The organism is Bradyrhizobium sp. dw_78, assembly GCF_018449525.1.
In the GTDB taxonomy this organism is placed as follows: domain Bacteria; phylum Pseudomonadota; class Alphaproteobacteria; order Rhizobiales; family Xanthobacteraceae; genus Bradyrhizobium.
Genome location: NZ_JAAVUS010000004.1, coordinates 420,014 through 444,798, shown reverse-complemented (window position 1 = coordinate 444,798; position 24,785 = coordinate 420,014). Strand labels below are relative to the sequence as shown.

At 62.2% G+C, this 24,785-nt stretch carries 20 protein-coding genes; 19 read left to right on the top strand and 1 reads right to left on the bottom strand.

The features are described 5' to 3' along the window. Nucleotides 1–199 precede the first annotated feature (199 nt). The 4 genes from rpoB to HB630_RS14010 all read left to right on the top strand — a co-directional run bounded on the left by rpoB (nucleotide 200) and on the right by HB630_RS14010 (nucleotide 13,370). Nucleotides 200–4,324: a DNA-directed RNA polymerase subunit beta gene (rpoB, locus tag HB630_RS14025; protein WP_213772831.1), complete on the top strand. Its 4,125-nt coding sequence runs from the start codon at nucleotides 200–202 to the stop codon at nucleotides 4,322–4,324. Nucleotides 4,325–4,476: 152 nt separating this feature from the next. After that, a complete protein-coding gene (rpoC, locus tag HB630_RS14020) occupies nucleotides 4,477–8,676 on the top strand; it encodes a DNA-directed RNA polymerase subunit beta' (RefSeq protein WP_213772830.1) in 4,200 nt (1,399 codons plus the stop codon). Nucleotides 8,677–9,063: 387 nt separating this feature from the next. Beyond that, the gene (locus tag HB630_RS14015; RefSeq protein ID WP_213772829.1) at nucleotides 9,064–11,118 is read left to right on the top strand and encodes an FAD-dependent oxidoreductase; all 2,055 of its coding nucleotides are present in this window, start codon (nucleotides 9,064–9,066) and stop codon (nucleotides 11,116–11,118) included. A 254-nt stretch (nucleotides 11,119–11,372) separates the two neighbouring features. Next, nucleotides 11,373–13,370, top strand: a complete 1,998-nt coding sequence (locus HB630_RS14010; protein WP_213772828.1) for an ABC transporter ATP-binding protein — start codon at nucleotides 11,373–11,375, stop codon at nucleotides 13,368–13,370. Here the strand turns inward: HB630_RS14010 and HB630_RS14005 are convergent. Continuing rightward, entirely contained in the window at nucleotides 13,325–14,536 is a 1,212-nt protein-coding gene (locus HB630_RS14005; protein ID WP_213772827.1) for an NAD(P)/FAD-dependent oxidoreductase, read from the bottom strand. The genes HB630_RS14010 and HB630_RS14005 overlap by 46 nt on opposite strands. Before the next feature lie 680 nt (nucleotides 14,537–15,216). Between HB630_RS14005 and rpsL the strand changes: the two genes are divergently transcribed. From rpsL to rpsQ, 15 genes are all read left to right on the top strand, one after another. Next, nucleotides 15,217–15,588, top strand: coding sequence for a 30S ribosomal protein S12 (rpsL, locus tag HB630_RS14000; protein WP_008969396.1), 372 nt, complete (start codon nucleotides 15,217–15,219; stop codon nucleotides 15,586–15,588). A gap of 15 nt (nucleotides 15,589–15,603) precedes the next feature. Next, nucleotides 15,604–16,074, top strand: a complete 471-nt coding sequence (gene rpsG, locus HB630_RS13995; protein ID WP_213772826.1) for a 30S ribosomal protein S7 — start codon at nucleotides 15,604–15,606, stop codon at nucleotides 16,072–16,074. Nucleotides 16,075–16,107: 33 nt separating this feature from the next. Continuing rightward, a complete protein-coding gene (fusA, locus tag HB630_RS13990; protein WP_213772825.1) occupies nucleotides 16,108–18,180 on the top strand; it encodes an elongation factor G in 2,073 nt (690 codons plus the stop codon). A 39-nt stretch (nucleotides 18,181–18,219) separates the two neighbouring features. After that, nucleotides 18,220–19,410: an elongation factor Tu gene (tuf, locus tag HB630_RS13985; RefSeq protein WP_213772824.1), complete on the top strand. Its 1,191-nt coding sequence runs from the start codon at nucleotides 18,220–18,222 to the stop codon at nucleotides 19,408–19,410. Between the two features lie 82 nt (nucleotides 19,411–19,492). Next, nucleotides 19,493–19,801, top strand: a complete 309-nt coding sequence (gene rpsJ, locus HB630_RS13980; RefSeq protein ID WP_002712302.1) for a 30S ribosomal protein S10 — start codon at nucleotides 19,493–19,495, stop codon at nucleotides 19,799–19,801. A gap of 97 nt (nucleotides 19,802–19,898) precedes the next feature. Then, entirely contained in the window at nucleotides 19,899–20,624 is a 726-nt protein-coding gene (gene rplC, locus HB630_RS13975) for a 50S ribosomal protein L3 (protein WP_213772823.1), read from the top strand. A gap of 1 nt (nucleotide 20,625) precedes the next feature. Next, nucleotides 20,626–21,246, top strand: coding sequence for a 50S ribosomal protein L4 (gene rplD / locus HB630_RS13970; RefSeq protein ID WP_213772822.1), 621 nt, complete (start codon nucleotides 20,626–20,628; stop codon nucleotides 21,244–21,246). Further along, a complete protein-coding gene (locus HB630_RS13965; protein ID WP_213772821.1) occupies nucleotides 21,243–21,542 on the top strand; it encodes a 50S ribosomal protein L23 in 300 nt (99 codons plus the stop codon). The genes rplD and HB630_RS13965 overlap by 4 nt, the downstream gene beginning before the upstream one ends. 11 nt (nucleotides 21,543–21,553) lie before the next feature. Beyond that, a complete protein-coding gene (gene rplB, locus HB630_RS13960) occupies nucleotides 21,554–22,387 on the top strand; it encodes a 50S ribosomal protein L2 (protein ID WP_213772820.1) in 834 nt (277 codons plus the stop codon). 12 nt (nucleotides 22,388–22,399) lie between these two features. Beyond that, nucleotides 22,400–22,678, top strand: coding sequence for a 30S ribosomal protein S19 (rpsS, locus tag HB630_RS13955; protein WP_027536815.1), 279 nt, complete (start codon nucleotides 22,400–22,402; stop codon nucleotides 22,676–22,678). A gap of 24 nt (nucleotides 22,679–22,702) precedes the next feature. Beyond that, on the top strand, nucleotides 22,703–23,089 hold the full coding sequence (gene rplV, locus HB630_RS13950) for a 50S ribosomal protein L22 (protein ID WP_213772819.1): 387 nt from the start codon (nucleotides 22,703–22,705) through the stop codon (nucleotides 23,087–23,089). Nucleotides 23,090–23,109: 20 nt separating this feature from the next. Then, complete coding sequence (rpsC, locus tag HB630_RS13945) at nucleotides 23,110–23,808, top strand: 30S ribosomal protein S3 (RefSeq protein ID WP_213772818.1); 699 nt, start codon at nucleotides 23,110–23,112, stop codon at nucleotides 23,806–23,808. A 32-nt stretch (nucleotides 23,809–23,840) separates the two neighbouring features. Next, nucleotides 23,841–24,254 (top strand): 50S ribosomal protein L16, encoded by a 414-nt coding sequence (gene rplP, locus HB630_RS13940; protein WP_213772817.1) that lies wholly within the window; start codon nucleotides 23,841–23,843, stop codon nucleotides 24,252–24,254. Nucleotides 24,255–24,259: 5 nt separating this feature from the next. Further along, a complete protein-coding gene (gene rpmC / locus HB630_RS13935) occupies nucleotides 24,260–24,466 on the top strand; it encodes a 50S ribosomal protein L29 (protein ID WP_213772816.1) in 207 nt (68 codons plus the stop codon). Nucleotides 24,467–24,476: 10 nt separating this feature from the next. Continuing rightward, a complete protein-coding gene (gene rpsQ / locus HB630_RS13930; RefSeq protein ID WP_213772815.1) occupies nucleotides 24,477–24,725 on the top strand; it encodes a 30S ribosomal protein S17 in 249 nt (82 codons plus the stop codon). The last annotated feature ends 60 nt before the right edge of the window (nucleotides 24,726–24,785 follow it).

Sequence of the window (24,785 nt, the reverse complement as noted above, 5' to 3'; positions counted from 1 at the left end):
GAAAGAGTTTGAACGGGCGGGAGCGTTCATGCGCCCCGCACGTCGTTTTGCGTTTTGAAGGTCTGGAGAACAAATTCAGGACTTGAACCCTGAAAATGCGCTCCCAGCCCAGCGAAATGGATCGAAATTCAACCCGGGGGCGATGGCAGTCGCGCTCCGGAAGCATCGCCCCTTCAGGGCGACGAAATGAGAGGCCACGATGGCGCAGCAGACATTCACCGGTCGCAAACGCGTTCGCAAGTTCTTCGGACATATCAAGGAAGTCGCGGAAATGCCGAACCTCATCGAGGTTCAGAAGGCGTCCTACGACCAGTTCCTGATGGTCGACGAACCGCCGGGCGGCCGGCTGGACGAGGGGCTGCAGGCGGTGTTCCGTTCGGTGTTCCCGATCTCGGATTTCTCGGGCACCTCGATGCTCGAATTCGTCCGTTATGAATTCGAGCCGCCGAAATACGACGTCGACGAGTGCCGCCAGCGCGGCATGACCTTTGCCGCGCCGCTGAAGGTGACATTGCGCCTGATCGTATTCGATATCGACGAGGAAACCGGCGCGAAGTCGGTCAAGGACATCAAGGAGCAGGACGTCTACATGGGCGACATCCCGCTCATGACCATGAACGGCACTTTCGTCGTCAACGGCACCGAGCGCGTCATCGTTTCCCAGATGCACCGTTCGCCCGGCGTGTTCTTCGACCACGACAAGGGCAAGACTCACTCCTCGGGCAAGCTGCTGTTCGCCGCGCGCGTGATTCCCTATCGCGGTTCCTGGCTCGACATCGAGTTTGACGCCAAGGACATCGTGTTCGCGCGCATCGACCGCCGCCGCAAGATTCCGGTGACGTCGCTGATGTTCGCGCTCGGTCTCGATGGCGAGACCATCCTGAGCACCTTCTACAAGAAGATCATCTACAAGCGCGGCAAGGAAGGCTGGCGCGTGCCGTTCGACGCCACCCGTTTCCGCGGCTACAGCACCATCAACGACCTGATCGACGCCGACACCGGCAAGGTGGTGCTCGAGGCCGGCAAGAAGCTCACCGTGCGCGGCGCGCGCCAGCTTCAGGAAAAGGGCCTCAAGGCGCTGCGGATGTCGGATGAGGAACTGGTCGGCAATTACATCGCCGAGGACCTCGTCAATCCGAAGACCGGCGAGATCTACGCCGAAGCCGGCGAGGAAATCACCGAGAAGCTGCTGAAGGGGCTCAACGAGCAGGGCTACAAGGACCTGCCGCTGCTCGACATCGACCACGTCAATGTCGGCGCCTATATCCGCAACACGCTGCATGCCGACAAGAACATGACGCGCGAGGACGCGCTGTTCGACATCTATCGCGTGATGCGTCCGGGCGAGCCGCCGACGCTGGAATCGGCGCAGGCTATGTTCCAGTCGCTGTTCTTCGATTCCGAGCGCTACGACCTGTCCGCGGTCGGCCGCGTCAAGATGAACATGCGCCTCGAACTCGACGCGCCCGATACCCATCGCACGCTGCGCAAGGAAGACATTCTCGCGGTCATCAAGACGCTGGTCGATCTGCGCGACGGCAAGGGCGAGATCGACGACATCGATCACCTCGGCAACCGCCGGGTGCGTTCGGTCGGCGAACTGATGGAGAACCAGTACCGTATCGGCCTGTTGCGCATGGAGCGTGCGATCAAGGAGCGGATGTCGAGTGTCGACATCGACACGGTGATGCCGCAGGATCTGATCAACGCCAAGCCGGCGGCGGCGGCGGTGCGCGAATTCTTCGGCTCCTCGCAGCTGTCGCAATTCATGGACCAGACCAATCCGTTGTCGGAGATCACCCACAAGCGCCGCCTCTCGGCGCTTGGCCCGGGCGGTCTGACCCGCGAGCGCGCCGGCTTCGAGGTGCGCGACGTGCATCCGACGCATTACGGCCGCATCTGCCCGATCGAGACGCCGGAAGGTCCGAATATCGGCCTGATCAACTCGCTCGCGACGTTCGCGCGCGTGAACAAATACGGCTTCGTCGAAACGCCCTATCGCAAGGTCAAGGACAGCCGCGTCACCGACGAGGTGGTCTACCTCTCGGCGATGGAGGAGGGCCGCTATCGCGTCGCCCAGGCCAACGTGCCGCTGGATGCCAAGGGTCGCTTCACCGAAGACCTGATCGTCTGCCGTCACGCCGGCGAAGTGCTGCCGGTTACGCCGGACAAGGTCGATTACATGGACGTGTCGCCCAAGCAGCTGGTTTCGGTCGCCGCGGCGCTGATCCCGTTCCTTGAGAACGACGACGCCAACCGCGCGCTGATGGGCTCGAACATGCAGCGCCAGGCGGTGCCGCTGGTGCGTGCCGAAGCGCCGTTCGTCGGCACCGGCATGGAAGGCGTGGTCGCCCGCGACTCCGGGGCGGCGATCGCCGCCCGCCGGACCGGCGTGATCGACCAGATCGACGCCACCCGTATCGTCATCCGCGCTACCGAAGATCTCGACCCCACCAAGTCGGGCGTCGATATCTACCGGCTGATGAAGTACCAGCGCTCGAACCAGTCGACCTGCATCAACCAGCGTCCGCTGGTGAAGGTCGGCGACCTCGTGAGCAAGGGCGACATCATTGCCGACGGTCCGTCGACCGATCTCGGCGAACTCGCGCTTGGCCGCAACGTGCTGGTCGCGTTCATGCCGTGGAACGGTTACAACTTCGAAGACTCGATTTTGCTCTCCGAGCGGATCGTGAAGGAAGATGTCTTCACCTCGATCCATATCGAGGAGTTCGAGGTGATGGCCCGCGACACCAAGCTCGGACCTGAGGAAATCACCCGCGACATTCCAAATGTCTCGGAAGAAGCGCTGAAGAACCTCGACGAAGCCGGCATCGTCTATATCGGCGCCGAAGTCCGCGCCGGCGACATCCTGGTCGGCAAGATCACGCCGAAGGGCGAGAGCCCGATGACGCCGGAAGAAAAGCTGCTGCGCGCCATTTTCGGTGAAAAGGCTTCCGACGTCCGCGATACGTCGCTGCGCGTGCCTCCGGGCGTGCAGGGCACGATCGTCGAAGTCCGCGTCTTCAACCGGCACGGCGTCGACAAGGACGAGCGTGCCTTGGCGATCGAGCGGGAAGAGATCGAGCGTCTGGCCAAGGACCGCGACGACGAGCAGGCCATTCTGGACCGCAACGTCTACAACCGTCTGGCGGAGCTTCTGGAAAACCGCCAGGGCATCGCCGGTCCGAAGGGCTTCAAGAAGGACACCAAGATCACGCGTGCCGTGCTCGACGAGCATCCGCGGTCGCAATGGTGGATGTTTGCTTCGCCGAACGACAAGCTGATGGCCGAAATCGAGGCGATGCGGAAGCAGTACGACGAGTCGAAGAAGGGGCTTGAACAGCGCTTCCTCGACAAGGTCGAAAAGCTGCAACGCGGCGATGAATTGCCGCCCGGCGTGATGAAGATGGTCAAGGTCTTCGTCGCGGTGAAGCGCAAGATTCAGCCCGGCGACAAGATGGCCGGCCGTCACGGCAACAAGGGCGTGGTGTCGAAGATCGTTCCGATCGAGGACATGCCGTTCCTGGAGGACGGCACCCATGCGGATATCGTGCTCAATCCGCTGGGTGTGCCGAGCCGCATGAATGTCGGCCAGATTCTCGAGACCCATCTCGGTTGGGCCTGCGCCGGCCTCGGCCGGCGCATCGGCCAGGCTGTCGATGCCTATCTGGCTGGCGCCAAGCAGGACACCAGGCCGCTGAAGGAGACCTTGAAGAAAATCTACGGCGACGACGAGACCATCAAATCACTCAACGACAACGAGTTGATGGAGCTCGGCCGTAATCTCTCCCACGGCGTGCCGATCGCAACCCCGGTGTTCGACGGCGCCAAGGAAGCCGACATCGAGGAGATGCTGAAGCTTGCGGGTCTCGACGCCTCCGGACAGTCGACCGTCTATGACGGCCGGACCGGGGACGCCTTCGATCGCAAGGTGACGGTTGGGTATATCTACATGCTCAAGCTGCACCATCTGGTGGACGACAAGATCCACGCGCGTTCGATCGGACCGTACTCGCTCGTCACCCAGCAGCCGCTGGGCGGCAAGGCGCAGTTCGGCGGCCAGCGTTTCGGCGAAATGGAAGTGTGGGCGCTGGAAGCCTACGGCGCCGCCTACACGTTGCAGGAAATGCTGACCGTGAAGTCGGACGACGTCGCCGGCCGTACCAAGGTGTACGAGGCGATCGTGCGCGGCGACGACACGTTCGAGGCAGGTATTCCTGAATCGTTCAACGTGCTGGTCAAGGAAATGCGCTCGCTCGGCCTCAACGTCGACCTGCACAATTCCAAGGTCGGTCCGACGCCGACGTCCGAGGCGGCCGAGTAAGTCAAGCCTTTGTGCCCGACCCAAAAGCGCGAAGCGCGTCTTCGCTCAGATGGGCCGGGCATCAGCGCGGTGTCCGGGGGCCGGGCAGCGCGCGCCGACCAAGAGATTTTCGAATTTGCTGCCGGCCATGACCGGCACGCGAGGAGAAGACCATGAACCAAGAAATTATGAATCTCTTTAACCCGACGACGCCGGCTCAGGTCTTCGACCAGATCCGGATCTCGATCGCGTCCCCTGAGAAGATTCTGTCGTGGTCCTACGGCGAGATCAAGAAGCCGGAGACCATCAACTACCGTACCTTCAAGCCCGAGCGCGACGGCCTGTTCTGCGCCCGCATCTTCGGGCCGATCAAGGACTATGAGTGCCTGTGCGGCAAGTACAAGCGGATGAAGTACAAGGGCATCATCTGCGAGAAGTGCTCGGTCGAAGTGACGCTGTCGCGGGTCCGGCGCGAGCGCATGGGCCATATCGAACTGGCCGCGCCGGTCGCCCACATCTGGTTCCTGAAGTCGCTGCCGTCCCGTATCGGCCTTCTGCTCGACATGACGCTGAAGGATCTCGAGCGGATTCTGTACTTCGAATATTACGTCGTGCTTGAGCCGGGCCTGACCGCGCTCAAGGACCGCCAGCTGTTGTCGGAAGACGAGTATCTGAAGGCGCAGGACGAATACGGCCAGGACAGCTTCACCGCCATGATCGGCGCCGAGGCGATCCGCGAACTGCTCAAGGGACTCGAGCTCGAGAAGCTTGAGTCGAGCTTGCGCGCCGAGATGCAGGAGACCGACTCCGACATCAAGCACAAGAAGCTCGCCAAGCGCCTGAAGATCGTCGAGGCCTTCCGCTATTCCGGCAACAAGCCGGAATGGATGATCCTCACCGTTGTGCCGGTAATTCCGCCGGACCTGCGTCCGCTGGTGCCACTCGATGGCGGCCGCTTCGCGACCTCCGACCTTAACGATCTCTACCGCCGCGTCATCAACCGCAACAACCGTTTGAAGCGGCTGATGGAGCTGCGCGCGCCTGACATCATCATCCGCAACGAAAAGCGCATGTTGCAGGAGGCCGTCGACGCTCTGTTCGACAACGGCCGCCGCGGCCGCGTCATCACCGGCGCCAACAAGCGTCCGCTGAAGTCGCTCGCCGACATGCTCAAGGGCAAGCAGGGACGCTTCCGGCAGAACCTGCTCGGCAAGCGCGTCGACTATTCCGGCCGTTCGGTGATCGTGGTCGGTCCCGAGCTGCGCCTGCACCAGTGCGGCCTGCCGAAGAAGATGGCGCTCGAGCTGTTCAAGCCGTTCATCTATTCGCGGCTTGACGCCAAGGGCCTGTCGACCACGGTGAAGCAGGCCAAGAAGCTGGTCGAAAAAGAGCGTCCCGAGGTCTGGGACATTCTCGACGAGGTGATCCGCGAGCATCCGGTGCTGCTGAACCGCGCGCCGACGCTGCATCGTCTCGGCATCCAGGCCTTCGAGCCGGTGCTGATCGAGGGCAAGGCGATCCAGCTGCATCCGCTGGTCTGCGCGGCGTTCAACGCCGACTTCGACGGCGACCAGATGGCCGTGCATGTTCCGCTGTCGCTCGAAGCCCAGCTGGAAGCGCGCGTGCTGATGATGTCGACCAACAACATCCTGCATCCGGCCAATGGTCAGCCGATCATCGTGCCGTCGCAGGATATCGTGCTCGGCCTCTATTACGTGTCGATCATGCGGGAAGGCCTGCCCGGCGAGGGCAAGATCTTCGGTGAGATGGCCGAACTCGAGCACGCCCTGCATTCGAAGGTCATCCACCTCCACACCAAGATCAAGTACCGGTGGAACGGCATCGACGAGACCGGCAAGCAGGGCAGGCGCTGGATCGAGACCACCGCGGGCCGCGTGATGCTCGGCAATCTGCTGCCGAAATCACCGAAGATTTCGTACGACATCATCAACAAGCTGATGACCAAGCGCGAAATCTCGGGCGTGATCGACCAAGTCTATCGCCACTGCGGTCAGAAGGAGACGGTGATCTTCTGCGACCGGATCATGGCGCTCGGCTTCTACAACGCGTTCAAGGCCGGCATCTCGTTCGGCAAGGACGACATGGTCGTGCCGCACGGCAAGTGGAAGATCGTCGACACCACGCGCGCGCTCGCAAAGGATTTCGAGCAGCAGTACAATGACGGTCTGATCACCCACGGTGAAAAGTACAACAAGGTGGTCGACGCCTGGTCGAAGGCGACGGAAGAAATCGCCAAGGAGATGATGAAGGAAATCTCCTCGACCAAGAAGAACGCCAAGGGCGCCGACGCCGACATCAACTCGATCTACATGATGGCGCATTCCGGCGCGCGCGGTTCGCCGGCGCAGATGCGTCAGCTGGCCGGCATGCGCGGCCTGATGGCGAAGCCGTCGGGCGAGATCATCGAGACGCCGATCATTTCCAACTTCAAGGAAGGTCTGTCGGTGCTCGAATACTTCAACTCGACCCACGGCGCCCGCAAGGGCCTCGCGGACACCGCGTTGAAGACCGCGAACTCGGGCTATCTGACGCGTCGTCTGGTCGACGTCGCGCAGGATTGCATCATCACGCAGGATGACTGCGGCACCAAGCTCGGCATCAAGATGCGCGCCATCATCGATGCCGGCACGGTGGTCGCATCGCTGGGTTCGCGCATCCTCGGCCGCGTGGCCTGCGATGACGTTCGCGATACCGCGAGCAACAAGGTCATCGTCAAGCGCGGCACGCTGATGGAGGAGAGTCATGTCGACGCCATCCAGCAGGCCGGCGTCCAGGAAGTGAAGATCCGTTCTGCGCTGACCTGCGAACTCGTCAACGGCATCTGCGGCAAGTGCTACGGCCGCGATCTCGCCCGCGGCACGCCGGTCAACCACGGCGAAGCGGTCGGCGTCATCGCGGCGCAGTCGATCGGCGAGCCCGGCACGCAGTTGACGATGCGCACGTTCCACATCGGCGGCGCGGCGCAGCTCAACGAGCAGTCGTTCGTGGAGTCGAACTTCGAAGGCAAGGTCGTCATCAGGAACAAGGCGATCGCCAGGAACAGCGAGGGTCATTTGGCCGCGATGGTCCGCAACATGGTCGTTGCGATCGTCGACTCCGATGGCACCGAGCGTGCGACTCACCGCATCCAGTACGGTTCGCGGATGCATGTCGACGACGGCGATCTGGTCAAGCGCGGCCAGCGTATCGCGGAATGGGATCCGTATTCGCGGCCCGTTCTCACCGAAGTCGAGGGCACGATCGGGTTCGAGGATCTGGTCGAAGGCCAGTCGATCTCGGAGACGCTGGACGAATCCACCGGTATCGCCAAGCGCGTCGTCATCGACTGGCGTTCGACGCGGGGCGGAGCGGATCTGCGTCCGGCGATCGTCGTCAAGGGCAAGGACGGCAAGATCCTCAAGCTCGCGCGTGGCGGCGATGCCCGCTACATGCTGTCGGTCGACGCGATCCTCTCGGTCGACGTCGGCGCCAAGGTGAAGCCGGGCGATATCCTGGCGCGTATCTCGACGGAGAGCGCCAAGACCCGCGACATCACCGGCGGTCTGCCGCGGGTTGCGGAACTGTTCGAGGCCCGCAAGCCAAAGGATGCGGCGATCATCGCGGAAATCGCCGGCACGATTCGTTTCGGCCGCGACTACAAGAACAAGCGCCGCATCTCGATCGAGCCGGTCGAGAAGACCGAGGAGCCGCGCGAGTACCTGATCCCGAAGGGCAAGCACATCCACTTGCAGGACGGCGACATCGTCGAAAAGGGCGATTTCATCGTCGAGGGCAATCCGGCGCCGCACGACATTCTGGCGATCAAGGGCATCGAGGAACTCGCTGCCTATCTGGTCAACGAAATCCAGGAGGTCTACCGGCTCCAGGGCGTGCTCATCAACGACAAGCACATCGAGGTGATTGTCCGTCAGATGCTGCAGAAGGTGGAGATCACCGATCAGGGCGAGACCGACATGATCTCGGGCGAGCAGGTCGACAAGATCGAGTTCGACGTGCTCAACGCCAAGGCCAAGGAAGAGGGCAAGAAGATCGCCACGGGAACGCCGGTGCTGCTCGGCATCACCAAGGCGAGCTTGCAAACCCGCTCGTTCTTCTCGGCGGCCTCGTTCCAGGAGACCACCCGCGTGCTCACCGAAGCCGCCGTCAACGGCAAGGTGGACCCGCTGGAAGGCCTCAAGGAGAATGTCATTGTCGGCCGGCTGATCCCGGCGGGCACCGGTGCCTCGATGGCCAAGATCCGCGAAGTCGCCATGAAGCGCGACAAGCTGATCCTCGACGAACGGGAGAAGCAGGCCGCGATCGTGCCTGCGGCCCCCGAAATCGAACCCCTGGCGCTGCCGCCGGCGGAATAAACCGTCGCAAATTCATCACGTTGCGGAGAAAAGGCCGGCGCAAGCCGGCCTTTTGCTCGTCTGCCCATGTTTTCGGCAGCCTTCGCCGGTTCTGTTCATCTTTCCTTCAGGGTGAAAAGCGCTGTTGTTCATGGGGCTTAAGGCATGATCTCGCCCCGAAGGGCCTGTATTTGCGCAACGCGGGAACCGGTTTTCGGGAAGGATCGTGCCTGAACAAGACGATAAACCACGGGCCGGGCCGCGCTCCTCACCATGAGGGTCTAAGGGAGCCTCATCCTGGGGAGGCGTGAAAGTGCCGTCTCGAAGGATGAAGCCGAGGCCACAGAACTGGAAAATGCGCTGGACCGGGTTGCCCATGCGGGGCGGCCGGAGAACGACGGAACGATGATGTTGGATCTTGCAATCGTTGGTGGCGGCCCCGGCGGCCTGATGAGCGCCTGGTATCTGAAAAAGAAGCTGGGCGAACTGTGCCGCATCACCATCTTCGAGGCGTCCGACCGGCTCGGCGGCAAGATCGTGACGCGCAAATTCGATTCCGCACCGGCGATGTACGAGGCCGGCGTCGCCGAGATCTACGACTACTCGATGACGGGTCCCGATCCGCTGCGCGAACTGATCCAGCATTTCGGCCTGCAGACCATCCCGATGGATGCCGAGCAGGTCCAGCTCGACGGCGAACTCCTGAACGACGTGCCGGGGATGCGCCGCAAATACGGCGCCAAAACCGCGGCCGCGATCGAGGCGTTCCGCAAGCGCTGCACCGAGATGGTTTCGCCGATCGAATATTACGAAGGCGTCGGCGCCCACGACAACGAGCATCCCTGGGCCTACATCACGGCCGAGGAATTGCTCGATCGGGAAGTCGACGATCCGATCGCCAGGCGCTTCTTCAAGGTGATGGCGCGCTCCGATATCGCGACCGAAGCCCACAACACCAACGGGCTGAACGCGCTCAAGAACTTCGTGATGGATGTCGACGGCTATATCGGCCTCTATTCGATCCAGAACGGCAATGAGCAGCTGATCGAGTGCCTGCAGTCGGAGGTCGATGCCGACATCCAGCTCAATCACCGGGTGCTCAAGGTCGGCAAGACCGCGGACGGCCGCTACCAGCTCAACATGATGAACGGCAAGGGGCCGGAGACACGGGATTTCGATCTCGTGCTGATGTGCCTGCCGCACTCCTGGCTCGCGACCATGCGCTGGGATGGCGAGCAGTTGCGCAAGTCGATGGTCAAGCACGTCGCCTATTTCGATCGTCCCGCGCATTATCTGCGGGTCTCGATCCTGTTCGATGAGCCGTTCTGGGGCGGGAAGATTCCAGGCGCGTGGTTCATGTCGGAGGCGTTCGGCGGCTGCTGCGTCTACAACGAAGGCGCGCGTCACGATGTCGGCCGGCACGGGGTGCTGAACTGGCTGATCGCCGGTTCCGACGCGCTGGCATTCGCCAATCTGAGCGACCAGGAATTGATCGACGCCGCCCTGAAGTCGCTGCCGGCCTCGTTCGGCGACGCGCGGGCGCATTTCATGGAAGGCAGGATCCACCGCTGGCTGTCGTCGGTGAATGCGCTGCCCGGCGGCCTGCCGGCGCGCGACGTCATGACCAACCACCGGCCGGAGCCGAAGCAGCATCCGGGCATCGTCGTGGTCGGCGACTATCTGTTCGACTCGACGCTGAACGGGCTGCTGGATTCTTCCGACGCCGCCACCGACATCATCCTGACCGAGATGATGCGGCTGCGCCGCGCGCGCGGCGAGGGCCGTGACAAGGTATCCGACAGGATCGACCGGGATTATTTCGAGAATTACCGCGGGCTCGGGCCCTATAGCGAGGTCTGGAGCCGGTTCACGGATCCCGCCTATCTGACCGACCTCATCAAGATCGTCTGGAACAGGGCCAGGGGCTACAAGCTGCTGGTCGCGGGTTCGGCCAGCGGCGAACTGGTGGGGGCGTTGCGGGCGCGCGGGATCGACGCCTGGGGCATCGAGAACAACCGCTTCATCCATGCCAGGACGCCGAAGGCGCTGAAGAAATTCAACAAGCTCGGCTCGATCGCCGACATGCCGTTCAAGGACGGCGAGTTCGATTTCGTGTTCGAGACCAGCCTGTGCCATGTCTCGGAAAAGCAGGTGGCCCGCGCCGTTCGCGAATTGAACCGCGTGGTGAAGACGGGGCTGGTGTTCGGCTCGGTGACGTCGGACATGGCGCCAGCGGTGATCGACCGCTACGATCTGTTGCGCGGGGTCAAGAAGCTCGGCACCTGGTGGGAATGGTCCGAACTGTTCTTCAACAACGGCTTCGACCTGTCGATGCACCGGCACGACTGCACCGACGCGCTGTGGACCGCGACGCTCGCCGCCAACAAGGGGCCCGGGCAGTGGTACGCGGATTCCGACAGCCTGCGCTATTCGTTTTTCGACAAGGTTGCGGACGAAGATTAGAGCCTGATCGGTTCTGATTGAATCAGAGCCGCGCTTCCGTCTTTTGTTTGGACGCGTTTTCCTGACGCGAGCCGGTGGCCGCCCTGCTATCCAGGTCCGGGTCAGGCTTTCGCCGGAAAACGCTATGGTCTCGTCCTGTTGTTCCGGTTATTTTGCCGGGCCCGCGCGGATCGCATCGGATTGGCGCGGGTGGCGCTGTCGCGCATTTCCCTCAAATTTGCGGTCATGCCGGCCGTACAGCATCGGTTGGTCTCATGGCGCCCAAGCCTTCATCGCCGGATCGTCTGACGGAATCCGGCACCGACGATTCGGCTGCGCCGGAGCTCGACAAGAAGGCGGCCGCCGGCAAGCCGGCTGCGCCTGACGACGATGAGGACGAGGAGAACGAAGACGACGACCTCGATCTGGAGGACGAGGAGGACGACGACCTCCTGGTCTTCACCGCGAAAGAAGCCGCCGGCGCGCTGGCGACGGTCTATGCCTTCGTCAAGCCGTTCCTGAAAAACTACAAGAAGGTTCTGGCGTTTGTCGGCCTCGGCGTTCTGGTCGAGACCCTGTTCAACGTTATCATGCCGCTGAGCCTGAAATTCCTGATCGACGACGCGCTGGGCGAGGAGGATTTCGACGCGCTGGTGCGAATTCTGTCGGTGCTGGGGGCGGCGGGTATTCTGACCTCGATCGTCGCCGTCTGGTACGAGCGATGGGATGCCAGGCTCGCGGCGTCGGTGATTTCGGACGTGCGGGTGAGCCTGTTCGAGCATGTCCAGAATTTGCCGGCGGCTTATTTCGGACGCACCAAGCGCGGCGAGATCCTGTCGCGCTTCTCGATCGATCTGTCCGCCTTCGAGGGTTCGATCAACAGTTTTACCAGTAGCGCGGCGCTGCCGTTCTTTGAATTGATCGCCGGCATCGTCCTGATGCTGTTTCTGAACTGGCAACTCGCCGCGGTGGCGCTGCTGGTGTTTCCGATCACGCTGATCGGGCCGCGCATGCTGACGCCGAAGGCGGTGCAGGCGAATTACGAACAAAAGCTTAACGAATCGGCGTTGCTCGGCATGGTGCAGGAGAACGTCGCGGCGCAGGCGGTGGTCAAGGCGTTCAACCTGCAACGGCGAACGCTCGGCTGGTTCACCTTGCGCAACGACGAGGCGCGGCGGAAGATCGCCTCCGCGGCGTTTCTTTCCACGATGGTCGAGCGCACGGTCACGATCTCGGTGCTGCTGCTGCATCTCGTCGTGCTCGCGCTCGGCGCCTATCTCGCCACCAAGGGCCAGATCACCGTCGGAACCTTCGTGACATTCGAGAGCGCATTCTGGGAGGTGTCCTACAACATCGCCCATGTCATGCATTTCATCCCGGTCTCGATCCAGTCCGCGGCGGCGGTGCGTCACATCCAGGAACTGCTGGACGAGCCGACCCGCGGCGCCGACCGGCCCGGCGCTCCCGACCTGCCGCGCATCACCCACGACATCACCTTCGACCATGTCACCTTCCAGTATGAAGGCAGTCAGACGCCGGTGCTCGACAATCTCAGCCTCAAGCTCAATGTCGGCAAGCGCATCGCCATTGTCGGCCCGAGCGGCTCCGGTAAGAGCACGCTGCTCAACCTGATCCTTCGCCTTTACGTGCCGGACGAAGGGCGCGTGACCATCGACGGCGTCGATATCCGCAAGGTGACGCGCGAGTCGTTGCGCCGGAGCATGGCGGTGGTGTTTCAGGAAAACATGCTGTTCAACATGTCGATCCGCGAGAACATCCGGCTCGGCAAGGAAGGGGCGAGCGACGAAGAGGTGGTGCAGGCGGCGCGCAAGGCCGAGATCCACCGCTACATCATGAGCCTGCCGCAGAAATACGACACCCAGGTCGGCGAGCGCGGCGACACGCTGTCGGGCGGGCAGCGCCAGCGCATCGCGATCGCGCGCGCGATCGTCCGCGATCCTTCGGTTCTGCTGCTGGACGAGGCCACCTCGGCGCTGGACCAGACCACCGAGGCCGCGATCAACCGAACGCTGCTCAAGGTCGCCAAAGGCCGCACCATGATCAGTTCGACCCACCGGCTGACATCGGTGGTCGATATGGACGAAATCATCGTGATATCGGACGGCCGGGCGATCGAGCGCGGTTCACATGCGGAATTGCTCGCCGCCAATGGCGTCTATCGCAAGCTGTGGGACGACCAGAACCACACGCCGCATCATGGGGCCGGTCAGGCCGACGACGACAGCGATGACGACGATGAGGAGGAGGATTGAAGCTGGAGGGCGGGAGCGGCGCCGGAGCGCTGCCGCATCCGCCGCAACAGGCCTTCGCCCCACCACGCAAAGAACCGCGCCCAACGCTGGGCGCTCCAGTACATGCCGGGTTCGATCGACAGCAACCGGAAATTGTGCGCCTTCGCGATCGACCAGGCATCGCAGGCTTGCTTGACCGGATCGTCGTAAAACGCGGCGATCTTGTCTTCGTCCATGCCGTCGGTCGCGAGCCAGGCCGGGATATGGACATTGCACAGCCGCTCGACATCGGTGAACACCTTGTCGGTGCCGGTGCCCGAGACGGGGCAGGTGGTTGCGAAGGCGTCGCCGACCAGCACGATTCCGGCCTGCAGGTAATTCGTGCTGGCATAAAGATCGGCGGGCCTGATCTTGATGTCACCGCGCACCTCGAACTCGCCGGTGAGGCGGCGCAGCCTGGGCAGCGCTGCATTCAATGTGTCGACGGGCGCGTTGCGGATCTGTTGCAGCCACGGATCGTCGATCGGGCGATAGCTGAACAGATTTGCTCGCATCCGGTTTCCGATCGGAAACAGCGTCAGATAGGGGATGCGGTCGCTCGGCCGCTCCGAAAAATAGGTCAGCGCCGGAAAGTCGAACGCCGCGCGGCCCTTTGGGGCGATATCGAATCCGATGGTGATGGAATGGCCGGCGCTGACGACGTGGCGCTCGATGCCGAGGCTGCGGCGCAGGCCGAAATTCAATCCGTTGGCCAGCACCGCAAGCCGCGCCGAGATCACTTCGCCATCGGACAGCGTGATCTTCTGCCGGTTGGTGCTGGTCTGGACGGCAACAACCTTTGCGTGGAGGCGTTCGACGCTGGACGGAATTTCGTCGCGGACGGCGTTGACCAGCGAATCATAGAGGATGCCGAATTGCTGGCTGGGCCGCTTGTCGAGCAGATAGCCGAATCGGGCGACCCAGTTCTCGCCGTCATGGGTGGCCGACCGCAGCACCGGTTCGGCAATGCCGGTTTTGCGGAACCGCTCGATCTGACCGCCGCCGCTCAGTTTTTCAACGCGGAAGTCGGGCGGATAGACCGGATGCGGATCGATCAGGACGGCGGCGATTCCGGCGCGCCCGAGCATGGCGGCCGCAATCGAGCCCGCAAGGCCGCCGCCAATGATCGCAATGTCGGTATATTTCATGGCTGCATTTCCGCTGGAAACACAGATGATTGCGCCGGAAAAGGCAAATAAACCTTTAGCTTCAAGGCGCGTTTTTGTAGAACGAAACGGAGAGCGGGTCAGGCATATAATATCCGGGTAAAATAGGGGCGGTTCGTGGGGGAGGGGCCAGCCCGAGGCTGGCCGCCGGCATGGCTCCGGGTGAGGTGCGGTTCTGGCGAGAGACCGATTCCACAGATACGAGAAGCGCTTCTCCCATGGTGTTTCATCTTGACTTGACTATTTAGCGCCGATACAACGCGCCCACTTAACGACAGGCGGTGAGCGTCGCCAGAGTCGGAACGGGACACCCTGATCGGCCCTTCGGGCGAAAAAGGGCACCAACCTCGACGAATGCCGCTCAAACGCTGTCGGTTATAGCTAGGCAATGCCAGGACGATTTTAGGTCTCTTGAGCGCGTTCTCTCGAGATTGAATTCGGATGCATGACCTCGGTGTCTGAAACCGAACGGCTTTAAGGCCGCTCGGCTTTTGCTCGCGGTCCTCTGTGGCGTCGAAGCGCTTTCCGCTCAGCGATGGGTGGTTGGCGTGATTTCGTTTTGCGTGGATCGTTTTTGTAGAACGGTCAAACGGGACGGTGGTCCCAACGGAATTTGCGGAGCCGATGACCGGCTTCGCGTGAACTAAAGGGTGAAGGCTGACATGCCGACGATCAATCAACTGATCGCAAATCCGCGGGTGGTCCAGAAGTCGCGCAAGAAGGTGCCGGCGCTGCAGCAGTCGCCGCAAAAGCGCGGCGTTTGCACGCGCGTCTACACCACGACCCCGAAGAAGCCGAACTCGGCGCTTCGTAAGGTCGCCAAGGTGCGCCTGACCAACGGCTTCGAAGTGATTGGCTACATCCCGGGTGAGGGCCATAACCTGCAGGAGCACTCGGTGGTCATGATCCGCGGCGGCCGCGTCAAGGACTTGCCCGGCGTGCGCTACCATATCCTCCGCGGCGTGCTGGATACCCAGGGCGTCAAGAACCGTAAGCAGCGTCGTTCGAAGTACGGCGCCAAGCGTCCGAAATAAGCGGGAAATTGATCGATGTCTCGTCGCCATTCTGCTGAAAAGCGTGAAGTGCTTCCGGATCCCAAGTTCGGAAACATCATCATTACGAAATTCATGAACTCGGTGATGTATGCCGGGAAGAAGTCGGTCGCCGAAGGCATCGTCTACGGCGCGCTCGAAATGATCGAGGCCAAGACCAAGCAGGGTCCGTTGCCGATCTTCGAGCAGGCTTTGGAAAATGTGATGCCGACCATCGAGGTGCGTTCCCGCCGCGTCGGCGGCGCCACCTACCAGGTGCCGGTCGAAGTGCGCTCGGTGCGCCGTCAGGCGCTGGGGATTCGCTGGCTGATCTCGGCTGCGCGCGAGCGCAACGAAAAGACGATGACGGAGCGGCTCTCAGCGGAGTTGCTCGATGCGTCAAATAACCGGGGGAACGCTGTCAAGAAGCGTGAAGACGTACACCGGATGGCGGAAGCCAACCGCGCCTTCTCGCATTATCGCTGGTAACGGCGAAACAACGGACCTTTTAAGGAACATCCCATGCCACGCCTCCATGCCATCGAGGACTACCGTAATTTCGGTATTATGGCGCATATCGACGCCGGCAAAACCACGACCACCGAGCGCATCCTCTATTATACCGGCAAGAGCCACAAAATCGGCGAAGTGCATGAAGGTGCCGCGACGATGGACTGGATGGAGCAGGAGCAGGAGCGCGGCATCACCATCACGTCGGCCGCGACCACCGCGTTCTGGAACGGCAAGCGTCTGAACATCATCGACACCCCCGGCCACGTCGACTTCACCATTGAAGTCGAGCGCAGCTTGCGTGTGCTTGATGGTGCGGTGTGCGTGCTGGATTCCAACCAGGGCGTCGAGCCGCAGACCGAAACCGTCTGGCGTCAGGGCGACAAGTACAACGTGCCGCGCATCGTTTTCGCCAACAAGATGGACAAGACCGGCGCCGACTTCTTCAAATGCCTTTCCGATATCGTCGATCGCCTCGGCGCCAAGCCGATTGCGATCCAGCTTCCGATCGGTGCCGAGAACAACTTCAAGGGTCTCGTCGATCTGGTGCTGATGAAGGGCATCGTCTGGAACGACGAATCGCTCGGTGCGAAATTCGACTATGTCGATATTCCCGCCGACCTGGTCGATCAGGCCAAGGAATATCGCGAGAAGATGATCGAGGCTGCCGTCGAGCTCGATGACGACGCCATGGCCGCCTATCTCGACGGCAAGGAGCCGGACGAGGCGACGCTGAAGCGGCTGATCCGCAAGGCGGTGCTGACCGGCGCGTTTTATCCCGTGCTGTGCGGTTCGGCGTTCAAGAACAAGGGCGTGCAGCCGCTGCTCGACGCCGTCGTCGACTATCTGCCGTCGCCGATCGATGTGCCCGCGATCAAGGGTTCCGACGAAGACGGCAACGAAATCGTCCGCAAGGCCGACGACAAGGAGCCGCTGGCGCTGCTCGCGTTCAAGATCATGGACGACCCGTTCGTCGGCACCATCACCTTCTGCCGCATCTATTCCGGCGTGCTGGCCTCCGGCACCGGCGTCGTCAACTCGACCCGCGACAAGAAAGAGCGGATCGGCCGCATGCTTCTGATGCACGCGAATAACCGCGAGGACATCAAGGAAGCCTATGCCGGCGACATCGTCGCGCTGGCGGGTCTGAAGGAAGCGCGCACCGGCGACACGCTGTGCGATCCCGCTCATCCAGTGATCCTGGAACGGATGGAATTCCCGGAGCCGGTGATCGAAATCGCGATCGAGCCGAAGTCGAAGGCCGACCAGGAAAAGCTCGGTGTCGCGCTGGCGAAGCTCGCCGCCGAAGATCCGTCGTTCCGGGTGTCGACCGATCAGGAATCCGGCCAGACCATCCTCAAGGGCATGGGCGAACTGCATCTCGACATCAAGGTCGATATCCTGAAGCGCACCTACAAGGTCGATGCCAATATCGGCGCGCCGCAGGTGGCGTTCCGCGAGCGCGTCACCAAGCGCGCCGAAGTGAAGTACACCCACAAGAAGCAGACCGGCGGTACCGGCCAGTTCGCGGAAGTGTCGATCGTGGTCGAGCCGAACGAGCCCGGCAAGGGCTATGAGTTCGAGTCCAAGATCGTCGGCGGAGCGGTGCCGAAGGAATACATCCCCGGCGTCGAAAAGGGCCTCAACAGCGTCATGAATTCCGGCGTCGTCGCGGGCTTCCCGGTGGTCGACGTCAAGGTGCAGCTGGTCGACGGCAAGTATCACGACGTCGACTCGTCGGCGCTGGCCTTCGAAATCGCATCCCGCGCGGCCTTCCGCGAAGCGCTGCAGAAGGGCAAGTCCGTTCTGCTCGAGCCGATCATGAAGGTCGAAGTGGTGACCCCGGAAGACTACACCGGTTCGGTCATCGGCGACCTGAATTCGCGGCGCGGCCAGATCCAGGGCCAGGACATGCGCGGCAACGCCAACGTCATCAACGCGATGGTGCCGCTCATGAACATGTTCGGCTACGTGAATAACCTGCGCTCGATGAGCCAGGGACGCGCGACCTTTACGATGCAATTCGACCACTACGCTGAAGCGCCGGCGAACGTGTCGGCAGAAGTCCAGAAGAAGTTTGCCTGATTGTCGTTGGCGACAACTAACGACTGAACGGAGAGTCAAATGGCCAAAGCAAAGTTTGAACGTAATAAACCGCACTGCAACATCGGAACCATCGGTCACGTCGACCATGGCAAGACCTCGTTGACCGCAGCGATCACCAAGATCCTGGCGGAAACCGGCGGTGCGACGTTCACGGCGTACGACCAGATCGACAAGGCGCCGGAAGAGAAGGCGCGCGGCATCACGATCTCGACTGCGCACGTCGAATACGAAACCCAGAATCGGCACTACGCCCACGTCGATTGCCCGGGCCACGCCGACTATGTGAAGAACATGATCACCGGCGCCGCGCAGATGGACGGCGCGATCCTGGTGGTGTCGGCCGCCGACGGCCCGATGCCGCAGACCCGCGAACACATCCTGCTGGCCCGTCAGGTCGGCGTGCCCGCGCTGGTCGTGTTCCTGAACAAGTGCGACATGGTCGACGATCCGGAACTGCTTGAGCTGGTCGAACTCGAAGTTCGCGAGCTGCTCTCGAAGTACGACTTCCCGGGCGACAAGATTCCGATCGTCAAGGGGTCGGCGCTCGCCGCCCTCGAAGACACCGACAAGAAGCTCGGCCACGACGCGATCCTCGAGCTGATGAAGAATGTCGACGAGTACATTCCGCAGCCGGAGCGTCCGATCGACCAGCCGTTCCTGATGCCGGTGGAAGACGTGTTCTCGATCTCCGGCCGCGGTACCGTGGTGACCGGCCGTGTCGAGCGCGGCATCATCAAGGTCGGCGAGGAAATCGAAATCGTCGGTCTGCGCGACACGCAGAAGACCATCGTCACCGGCGTCGAGATGTTCCGCAAGCTGCTCGATCAGGGCCAGGCCGGCGACAACATCGGCGCGCTGCTGCGTGGCACCAAGCGCGAGGAAGTCGAGCGCGGCCAGGTGCTGTGCAAGCCGGGTTCGGTCAAGCCGCACACCAAGTTCAAGGCTGAGGCTTACATCCTCACCAAGGAAGAGGGCGGCCGTCACACCCCGTTCTTCACCAACTACCGTCCGCAGTTCTACTTCCGCACCACCGACGTGACCGGCGTCGTGCATCTGCCCGAAGGCACCGAAATGGTGATGCCGGGCGACAACATCGCGATGGAAGTTCATCTGATCGTGCCGATCGCGATGGAAGAAAAGCTGCGCTTCGCCATTCGCGAAGGCGGACGTACCGTCGGTGCCGGCGTCGTCGCCGCCATCATCGAGTAAACAAGCGAATAGGGATTGGCGAGTGGCGAATGGCAGCATTCGCTGTTCGCTACTCGCCACCCAATAAAGAGAGATAGCGGCAATGAACGGCCAGAATATTCGCATCCGACTCAAGGCGTTCGACCATCGAATCCTCGATACGTCGACCCGCGAGATCGTGAATACGGCGAAGCGGACCGGTGCTCAGGTGCGCGGACCCATTCCGCTGCCGACCCGCATCGAGAAGTTCACCGTCAACCGTTCGCCGCACGTTGACAAGAAGAGCCGCGAGCAATTCGAGATGCGCACGCACAAGCGTCTTCTCGATATTGTCGATCCGACCCCGCAGACCGTCGATGCCCTCATGAAGCTCGACCTCGCCGCTGGTGTTGACGTCGAAATCAAGCTCTGAGCACGACCCCGAAGAGTGAGCGCCGGTTTTCGGATCGGGCGAGCTCACAAAGAAGATCAGTTAGTCCCTCGGGACAGAAAGAACAGGAAGCACGCCGATGCGCTCCGGAGTGATCGCACAAAAGGTCGGGATGACGCGGGTCTTTACGGAGGCCGGCGAACATATCCCTGTGACCGTGCTGAAGCTGGGCAATTGCCAGGTGTTGGGTCACCGCACGACCGAGAAGAACGGCTATGTCGCCCTTCAGCTCGGTTCCGGCGCCCGCAAGACCGTTTATCTGCCGAAGGCGGAACGCGGTCAGTTCGCGGTCGCCAAGGTCGAGCCGAAACGCAAGGTCGCCGAGTTTCGCGTCACGGAAGATGCGCTGATCCCGGTCGGTGCCGAGATTCAGGCCGATCATTTCGTGGTCGGACAGTTCGTGGACGTCACGGGCACTTCCGAGGGTAAGGGATTTGCCGGCGGCATGAAGCGCTGGAATTTCGGCGGTCTGCGCGCCACCCACGGCGTGTCGATCTCGCACCGTTCGATCGGTTCGACCGGTGGCCGTCAGGATCCCGGCAAGACGTTCAAGAACAAGAAGATGCCCGGCCATATGGGCGTCGACCGCATCACCACGCTCAATCTGCGTGTGGTGCAGACCGACGTCGAGCGCGGCCTGATCCTGGTCGAGGGCGCCGTTCCCGGCTCCAAGGGCGGATGGATCTCGGTGCGTGACGCCATCAAGAAGCCGTTGCCGAAGGATGCTCCGAAGCCCGGCAAGTTCAAGGTCGCTGGCGGCAGCGAGCAGGCGGCCGAAGCGCCGGCTGAGCAGGAGGGCGCGTGAGATGGAACTGAAAGTCACGACCCTTGAAGGCAAGGACGCTGGTTCGGTCCAGCTCTCGGACGCGATCTTCGGCCTCGAGCCGCGCGCCGACATCATCGCGCGTTGCGTGCAGTGGCAGCTCAACAAGCGCCAGGCCGGAACGCACAAGACGCAGGGCCGCGCCGATGTCTGGCGTACCGGCAAGAAGATGTACAAGCAGAAGGGCACCGGTGGCGCCCGTCACGGTTCTGCCCGCGTGCCTCAGTTCCGCGGCGGCGGCCGTGCTTTCGGTCCGGTGGTGCGTTCCCATGCCACCGACCTGCCGAAGAAGGTGCGCGCGCTGGCGTTGAAGCATGCGCTGTCGGCCAAGGCCAAGGACGGCGGTCTGATCGTGCTCGACAACGCGCAGGTGCAGGATGCCAAGACCAAGGCGCTGGTCGGACATTTCTCCGGCCTCGGCCTGACCAACGCGCTGATTATCGACGGTGCCGAGTTGCACAACGGTTTTGCGGCCGCTGCCCGCAACATTCCGAATATCGACGTGCTGCCGATTCAGGGCATCAACGTCTATGACATTCTCCGCCGCCACAAGCTGGTGTTGACCAAGGCGGCGCTCGATGCGTTGGAGGCGCGCTTCAAATGAAGAATATCGATCCGCGCCATTACGACATCATCGTCGCTCCGGTTGTGACCGAAAAGGCCACCTTGGCCTCCGAGCATAACAAGGTTCTGTTCAAGGTCGCGAGCAAGGCGACCAAGCCGCAGATCAAGGAAGCCGTCGAGAAACTGTTCGACGTCAAGGTCAAGCGCGTGAATACGCTGGTGCGCAAGGGCAAGACCAAGGTGTTCCGCGGCAATTTAGGTTCGCAGTCGGATGTGAAGCGGGCGATCGTGACCCTCGAAGAGGGCCACCGCATCGACGTCACCACCGGGCTATAAGGCGCACAGCGATGGCATTGAAAACATTCAACCCCACGACACCGGGCCAGCGCCAGCTGGTGATGGTCGATCGTTCGGCGCTCTACAAGGGCAAGCCGGTCAAGTCATTGACCGAAGGCAAGCTCGGCAACGGCGGCCGCAACAATACCGGCCGCATCACCGTGCGCTTCCGCGGCGGCGGCCACAAGAAGTCGTACCGCATGGTCGACTTCAAGCGCGACAAGATCGACGTTCCCGCTGTTGTCGAGCGGCTGGAATATGATCCGAACCGTACCGCCTTCATCGCGCTGATCAAGTATCAGGATGGCGAGCAGGCCTATATTCTGGCGCCGCAGCGACTCGCCGTGGGCGATACGGTCGTCGCCGGCAACTATGTCGACGTGAAGCCGGGCAACGTGATGCCGCTCGGCAACATGCCGGTCGGCACCATCGTCCACAATGTCGAGCTGAAGATCGGCAAGGGCGGTCAGCTGGCGCGTTCCGCCGGCACCTACGCCCAGGTCGTCGGCCGCGACCATGACTACGTCATCCTGCGCATGAATTCGGGCGAGCAGCGCCTGGTGCATGGTCGTTGCCGTGGCTCCATCGGCGCGGTCTCCAACCCGGATCACATGAACATCTCGATCGGCAAGGCCGGACGTACCCGCTGGCTGGGCTGGCGCCCGCATAACCGCGGCGTCGTCATGAACCCGATCGACCATCCGCATGGCGGCGGCGAAGGCCGCACCTCGGGCGGCCGTCACCCGGTGACCCCGTGGGGCAAGCCGACCAAGGGCAAGAAGACGCGCTCGAACAAATCGACCAACAGATTCATTCTCATCAGCCGCCACAAGCGGAAGAAGTAAGGAACGCCGGACATGGTTCGTTCAGTCTGGAAAGGCCCGTTCGTTGAAGGCTCCCTGCTCAAGAAGGCAGATGCCGCACGCGCGTCCGGCCGTCATGACGTGATCAAGATTTGGAGCCGCCGCTCGACCATCCTGCCGCAATTCGTCGGTCTGGTGTTCGGCGTCTACAACGGACAGAAGCACGTGCCGGTATCGGTCAATGAGGAAATGGTGGGTCACAAGTTCGGCGAGTTCTCGCCGACCCGGACTTTCCATGGCCATTCGGGCGACAAGAAAGCCAAGAAGGCTTAACGGGTTAGGCTTGAGGATTAAGCGATGAGCAAACCAAAGCGCGAACGGAGCCTCCCGGATAACGAGGCCAAGGCGGTCGCCCGGATGCTGCGGGTGAGCCCGCAGAAGCTCAACCTGGTTGCGCAGTTGATTCGCGGCAGGAAGGCTTCGGCTGCGCTCGCCGATCTGCAGTTCTCGCGCAAGCGGATCGCCGTCGACGTCAAGAAGTGTCTGGAATCGGCAATCGCCAACGCTGAGAACAATCATGATCTCGAAGTCGACGATCTGATCGTGTCGGAAGCGCATGTCGGCAACGGCATCGTGATGAAGCGTTTCGCACCGCGCGGCCGTGGCCGTTCGGGCCGTATCTTTAAACCGTTCTCGCAGCTGACGATCGTGGTTCGTCAGGTCGAGGCCGAGGCGAGCGCTTAAAGCAAGCGCAGGAGAAAACGATGGGTCAAAAGATCAATCCAATCGGACTGCGTCTCGGTATCAACCGGACCTGGGATTCCCGTTGGTTCGCAGGCAAGGCCGAATACGGCAAGCTGCTGCATGAGGATGTGAAGATCCGCGAGATCCTGCACAAGGAGCTCAAGCAGGCCGCTGTCGCCAAGATCGTGATCGAGCGTCCGCACAAGAAGTGCCGCGTCACCATCCACTCGGCGCGTCCGGGCGTGGTGATCGGCAAGAAGGGCGCCGACATCGACAAGCTGCGCAAGCGCGTCGCCGATATCACGGCTTCCGACGTCGTCATCAACATCGTCGAAATCCGCAAGCCCGAACTCGACGCCACCCTGGTCGCCGAATCGATTGCGCAGCAGCTCGAGCGCCGCGTCGCGTTCCGCCGCGCCATGAAGCGGGCGGTGCAGTCGGCGATGCGTCTTGGCGCCGAGGGCATCCGGATCAACTGTTCGGGCCGTCTCGGCGGCGCCGAAATCGCGCGGATGGAATGGTACCGCGAAGGCCGCGTGCCGTTGCACACGCTGCGCGCCGACATCGACTACGGCGTTGCGACCGCGTTCACCACCTTCGGCACCTGCGGCGTCAAGGTCTGGATCTTCAAGGGCGAAATCCTCGAGCACGATCCGATGGCCCAGGACAAGAAAATGGCCGAGGGCGAAACCGCCCGGCCGCGACGCGACGCTGCCTGAGCGAAACGAGAAAAGGTTTGAGGGCGTAAGCCATGATGCAACCAAAGAAAACGAAGTTTCGAAAGGCGCATAAGGGCCGTATCCACGGCGTTGCGACTTCGGGCGCGACGTTGTCGTTCGGCCAGTTCGGCCTGAAGGCGATGGCGCCCGAGCGCGTCACCGCCCGCCAGATCGAAGCCGCGCGCCGGGCGCTGACCCGTCACATGAAGCGCGCCGGCCGGGTCTGGATCCGCGTGTTTCCGGACGTGCCGGTGTCGAAGAAGCCTGCCGAAGTACGCATGGGTTCGGGCAAGGGTACGCCGGAACTGTGGGTGGCGCGGGTCAAGCCGGGCCGGGTGCTGTTCGAGATCGACGGCGTTACCGTGCAGACCGCGAAGGAAGCCCTGACGCTCGCCGCCGCCAAGCTGCCGATCAAGACGCGCTTCGTCGCGCGCATCGCGGAGTAATGATCATGGCCGAGATGAAAACCGCCGACATCCGCGCGATGAGCCCCGACCAGATGGATGACGCCGTCCTCAATCTGAAGAAGGAGCGCTTCAACCTGCGCTTCCAGCGCGCCACCGGGCAGCTCGAGAACACCTCGCGGATGCGTGAAGCCCGCCGCGACATCGCCCGCATCAAGACCGTCGCCGCGCAGCAGCGCGCGAAGAAGAAGTAAGGGGCCCGATATGCCGAAACGTACGCTTCAGGGCGTGGTCGTCAGCGACAAGCAATCCAAGACGGTGGTGGTGCGCGTCGATCGCCGCTTCACCCATCCGATCTACAAGAAGACGATCCGGACGTCGAAGAACTACCACGCGCATGACGAGAACGGCGAGTTCAAGCCGGGCGACATGGTGTGGATCGAGGAAAGCAAGCCGATCTCGAAATTGAAGCGCTGGATCGTGGTCCGGGGCGAGCAGAAGAAAACGGCCTGAAGCTGTCCGGCGTCGCCGGACGAGATTTCGGGAAAATTTTAGGCGCAACATTGCGCATCA

Coding starts and splice junctions, on each gene's coding strand:
- rpoB (WP_213772831.1), top strand. CDS start 200: ATGGCGCAGCAGACATTCACCGGTCGCAAACGCGTTCGCAAGTTCTTC.
- rpoC (WP_213772830.1), top strand. CDS start 4,477: ATGAACCAAGAAATTATGAATCTCTTTAACCCGACGACGCCGGCTCAG.
- HB630_RS14015 (WP_213772829.1), top strand. CDS start 9,064: ATGTTGGATCTTGCAATCGTTGGTGGCGGCCCCGGCGGCCTGATGAGC.
- HB630_RS14010 (WP_213772828.1), top strand. CDS start 11,373: ATGGCGCCCAAGCCTTCATCGCCGGATCGTCTGACGGAATCCGGCACC.
- HB630_RS14005 (WP_213772827.1), bottom strand. CDS start 14,536: ATGAAATATACCGACATTGCGATCATTGGCGGCGGCCTTGCGGGCTCG.
- rpsL (WP_008969396.1), top strand. CDS start 15,217: ATGCCGACGATCAATCAACTGATCGCAAATCCGCGGGTGGTCCAGAAG.
- rpsG (WP_213772826.1), top strand. CDS start 15,604: ATGTCTCGTCGCCATTCTGCTGAAAAGCGTGAAGTGCTTCCGGATCCC.
- fusA (WP_213772825.1), top strand. CDS start 16,108: ATGCCACGCCTCCATGCCATCGAGGACTACCGTAATTTCGGTATTATG.
- tuf (WP_213772824.1), top strand. CDS start 18,220: ATGGCCAAAGCAAAGTTTGAACGTAATAAACCGCACTGCAACATCGGA.
- rpsJ (WP_002712302.1), top strand. CDS start 19,493: ATGAACGGCCAGAATATTCGCATCCGACTCAAGGCGTTCGACCATCGA.
- rplC (WP_213772823.1), top strand. CDS start 19,899: ATGCGCTCCGGAGTGATCGCACAAAAGGTCGGGATGACGCGGGTCTTT.
- rplD (WP_213772822.1), top strand. CDS start 20,626: ATGGAACTGAAAGTCACGACCCTTGAAGGCAAGGACGCTGGTTCGGTC.
- HB630_RS13965 (WP_213772821.1), top strand. CDS start 21,243: ATGAAGAATATCGATCCGCGCCATTACGACATCATCGTCGCTCCGGTT.
- rplB (WP_213772820.1), top strand. CDS start 21,554: ATGGCATTGAAAACATTCAACCCCACGACACCGGGCCAGCGCCAGCTG.
- rpsS (WP_027536815.1), top strand. CDS start 22,400: ATGGTTCGTTCAGTCTGGAAAGGCCCGTTCGTTGAAGGCTCCCTGCTC.
- rplV (WP_213772819.1), top strand. CDS start 22,703: ATGAGCAAACCAAAGCGCGAACGGAGCCTCCCGGATAACGAGGCCAAG.
- rpsC (WP_213772818.1), top strand. CDS start 23,110: ATGGGTCAAAAGATCAATCCAATCGGACTGCGTCTCGGTATCAACCGG.
- rplP (WP_213772817.1), top strand. CDS start 23,841: ATGATGCAACCAAAGAAAACGAAGTTTCGAAAGGCGCATAAGGGCCGT.
- rpmC (WP_213772816.1), top strand. CDS start 24,260: ATGGCCGAGATGAAAACCGCCGACATCCGCGCGATGAGCCCCGACCAG.
- rpsQ (WP_213772815.1), top strand. CDS start 24,477: ATGCCGAAACGTACGCTTCAGGGCGTGGTCGTCAGCGACAAGCAATCC.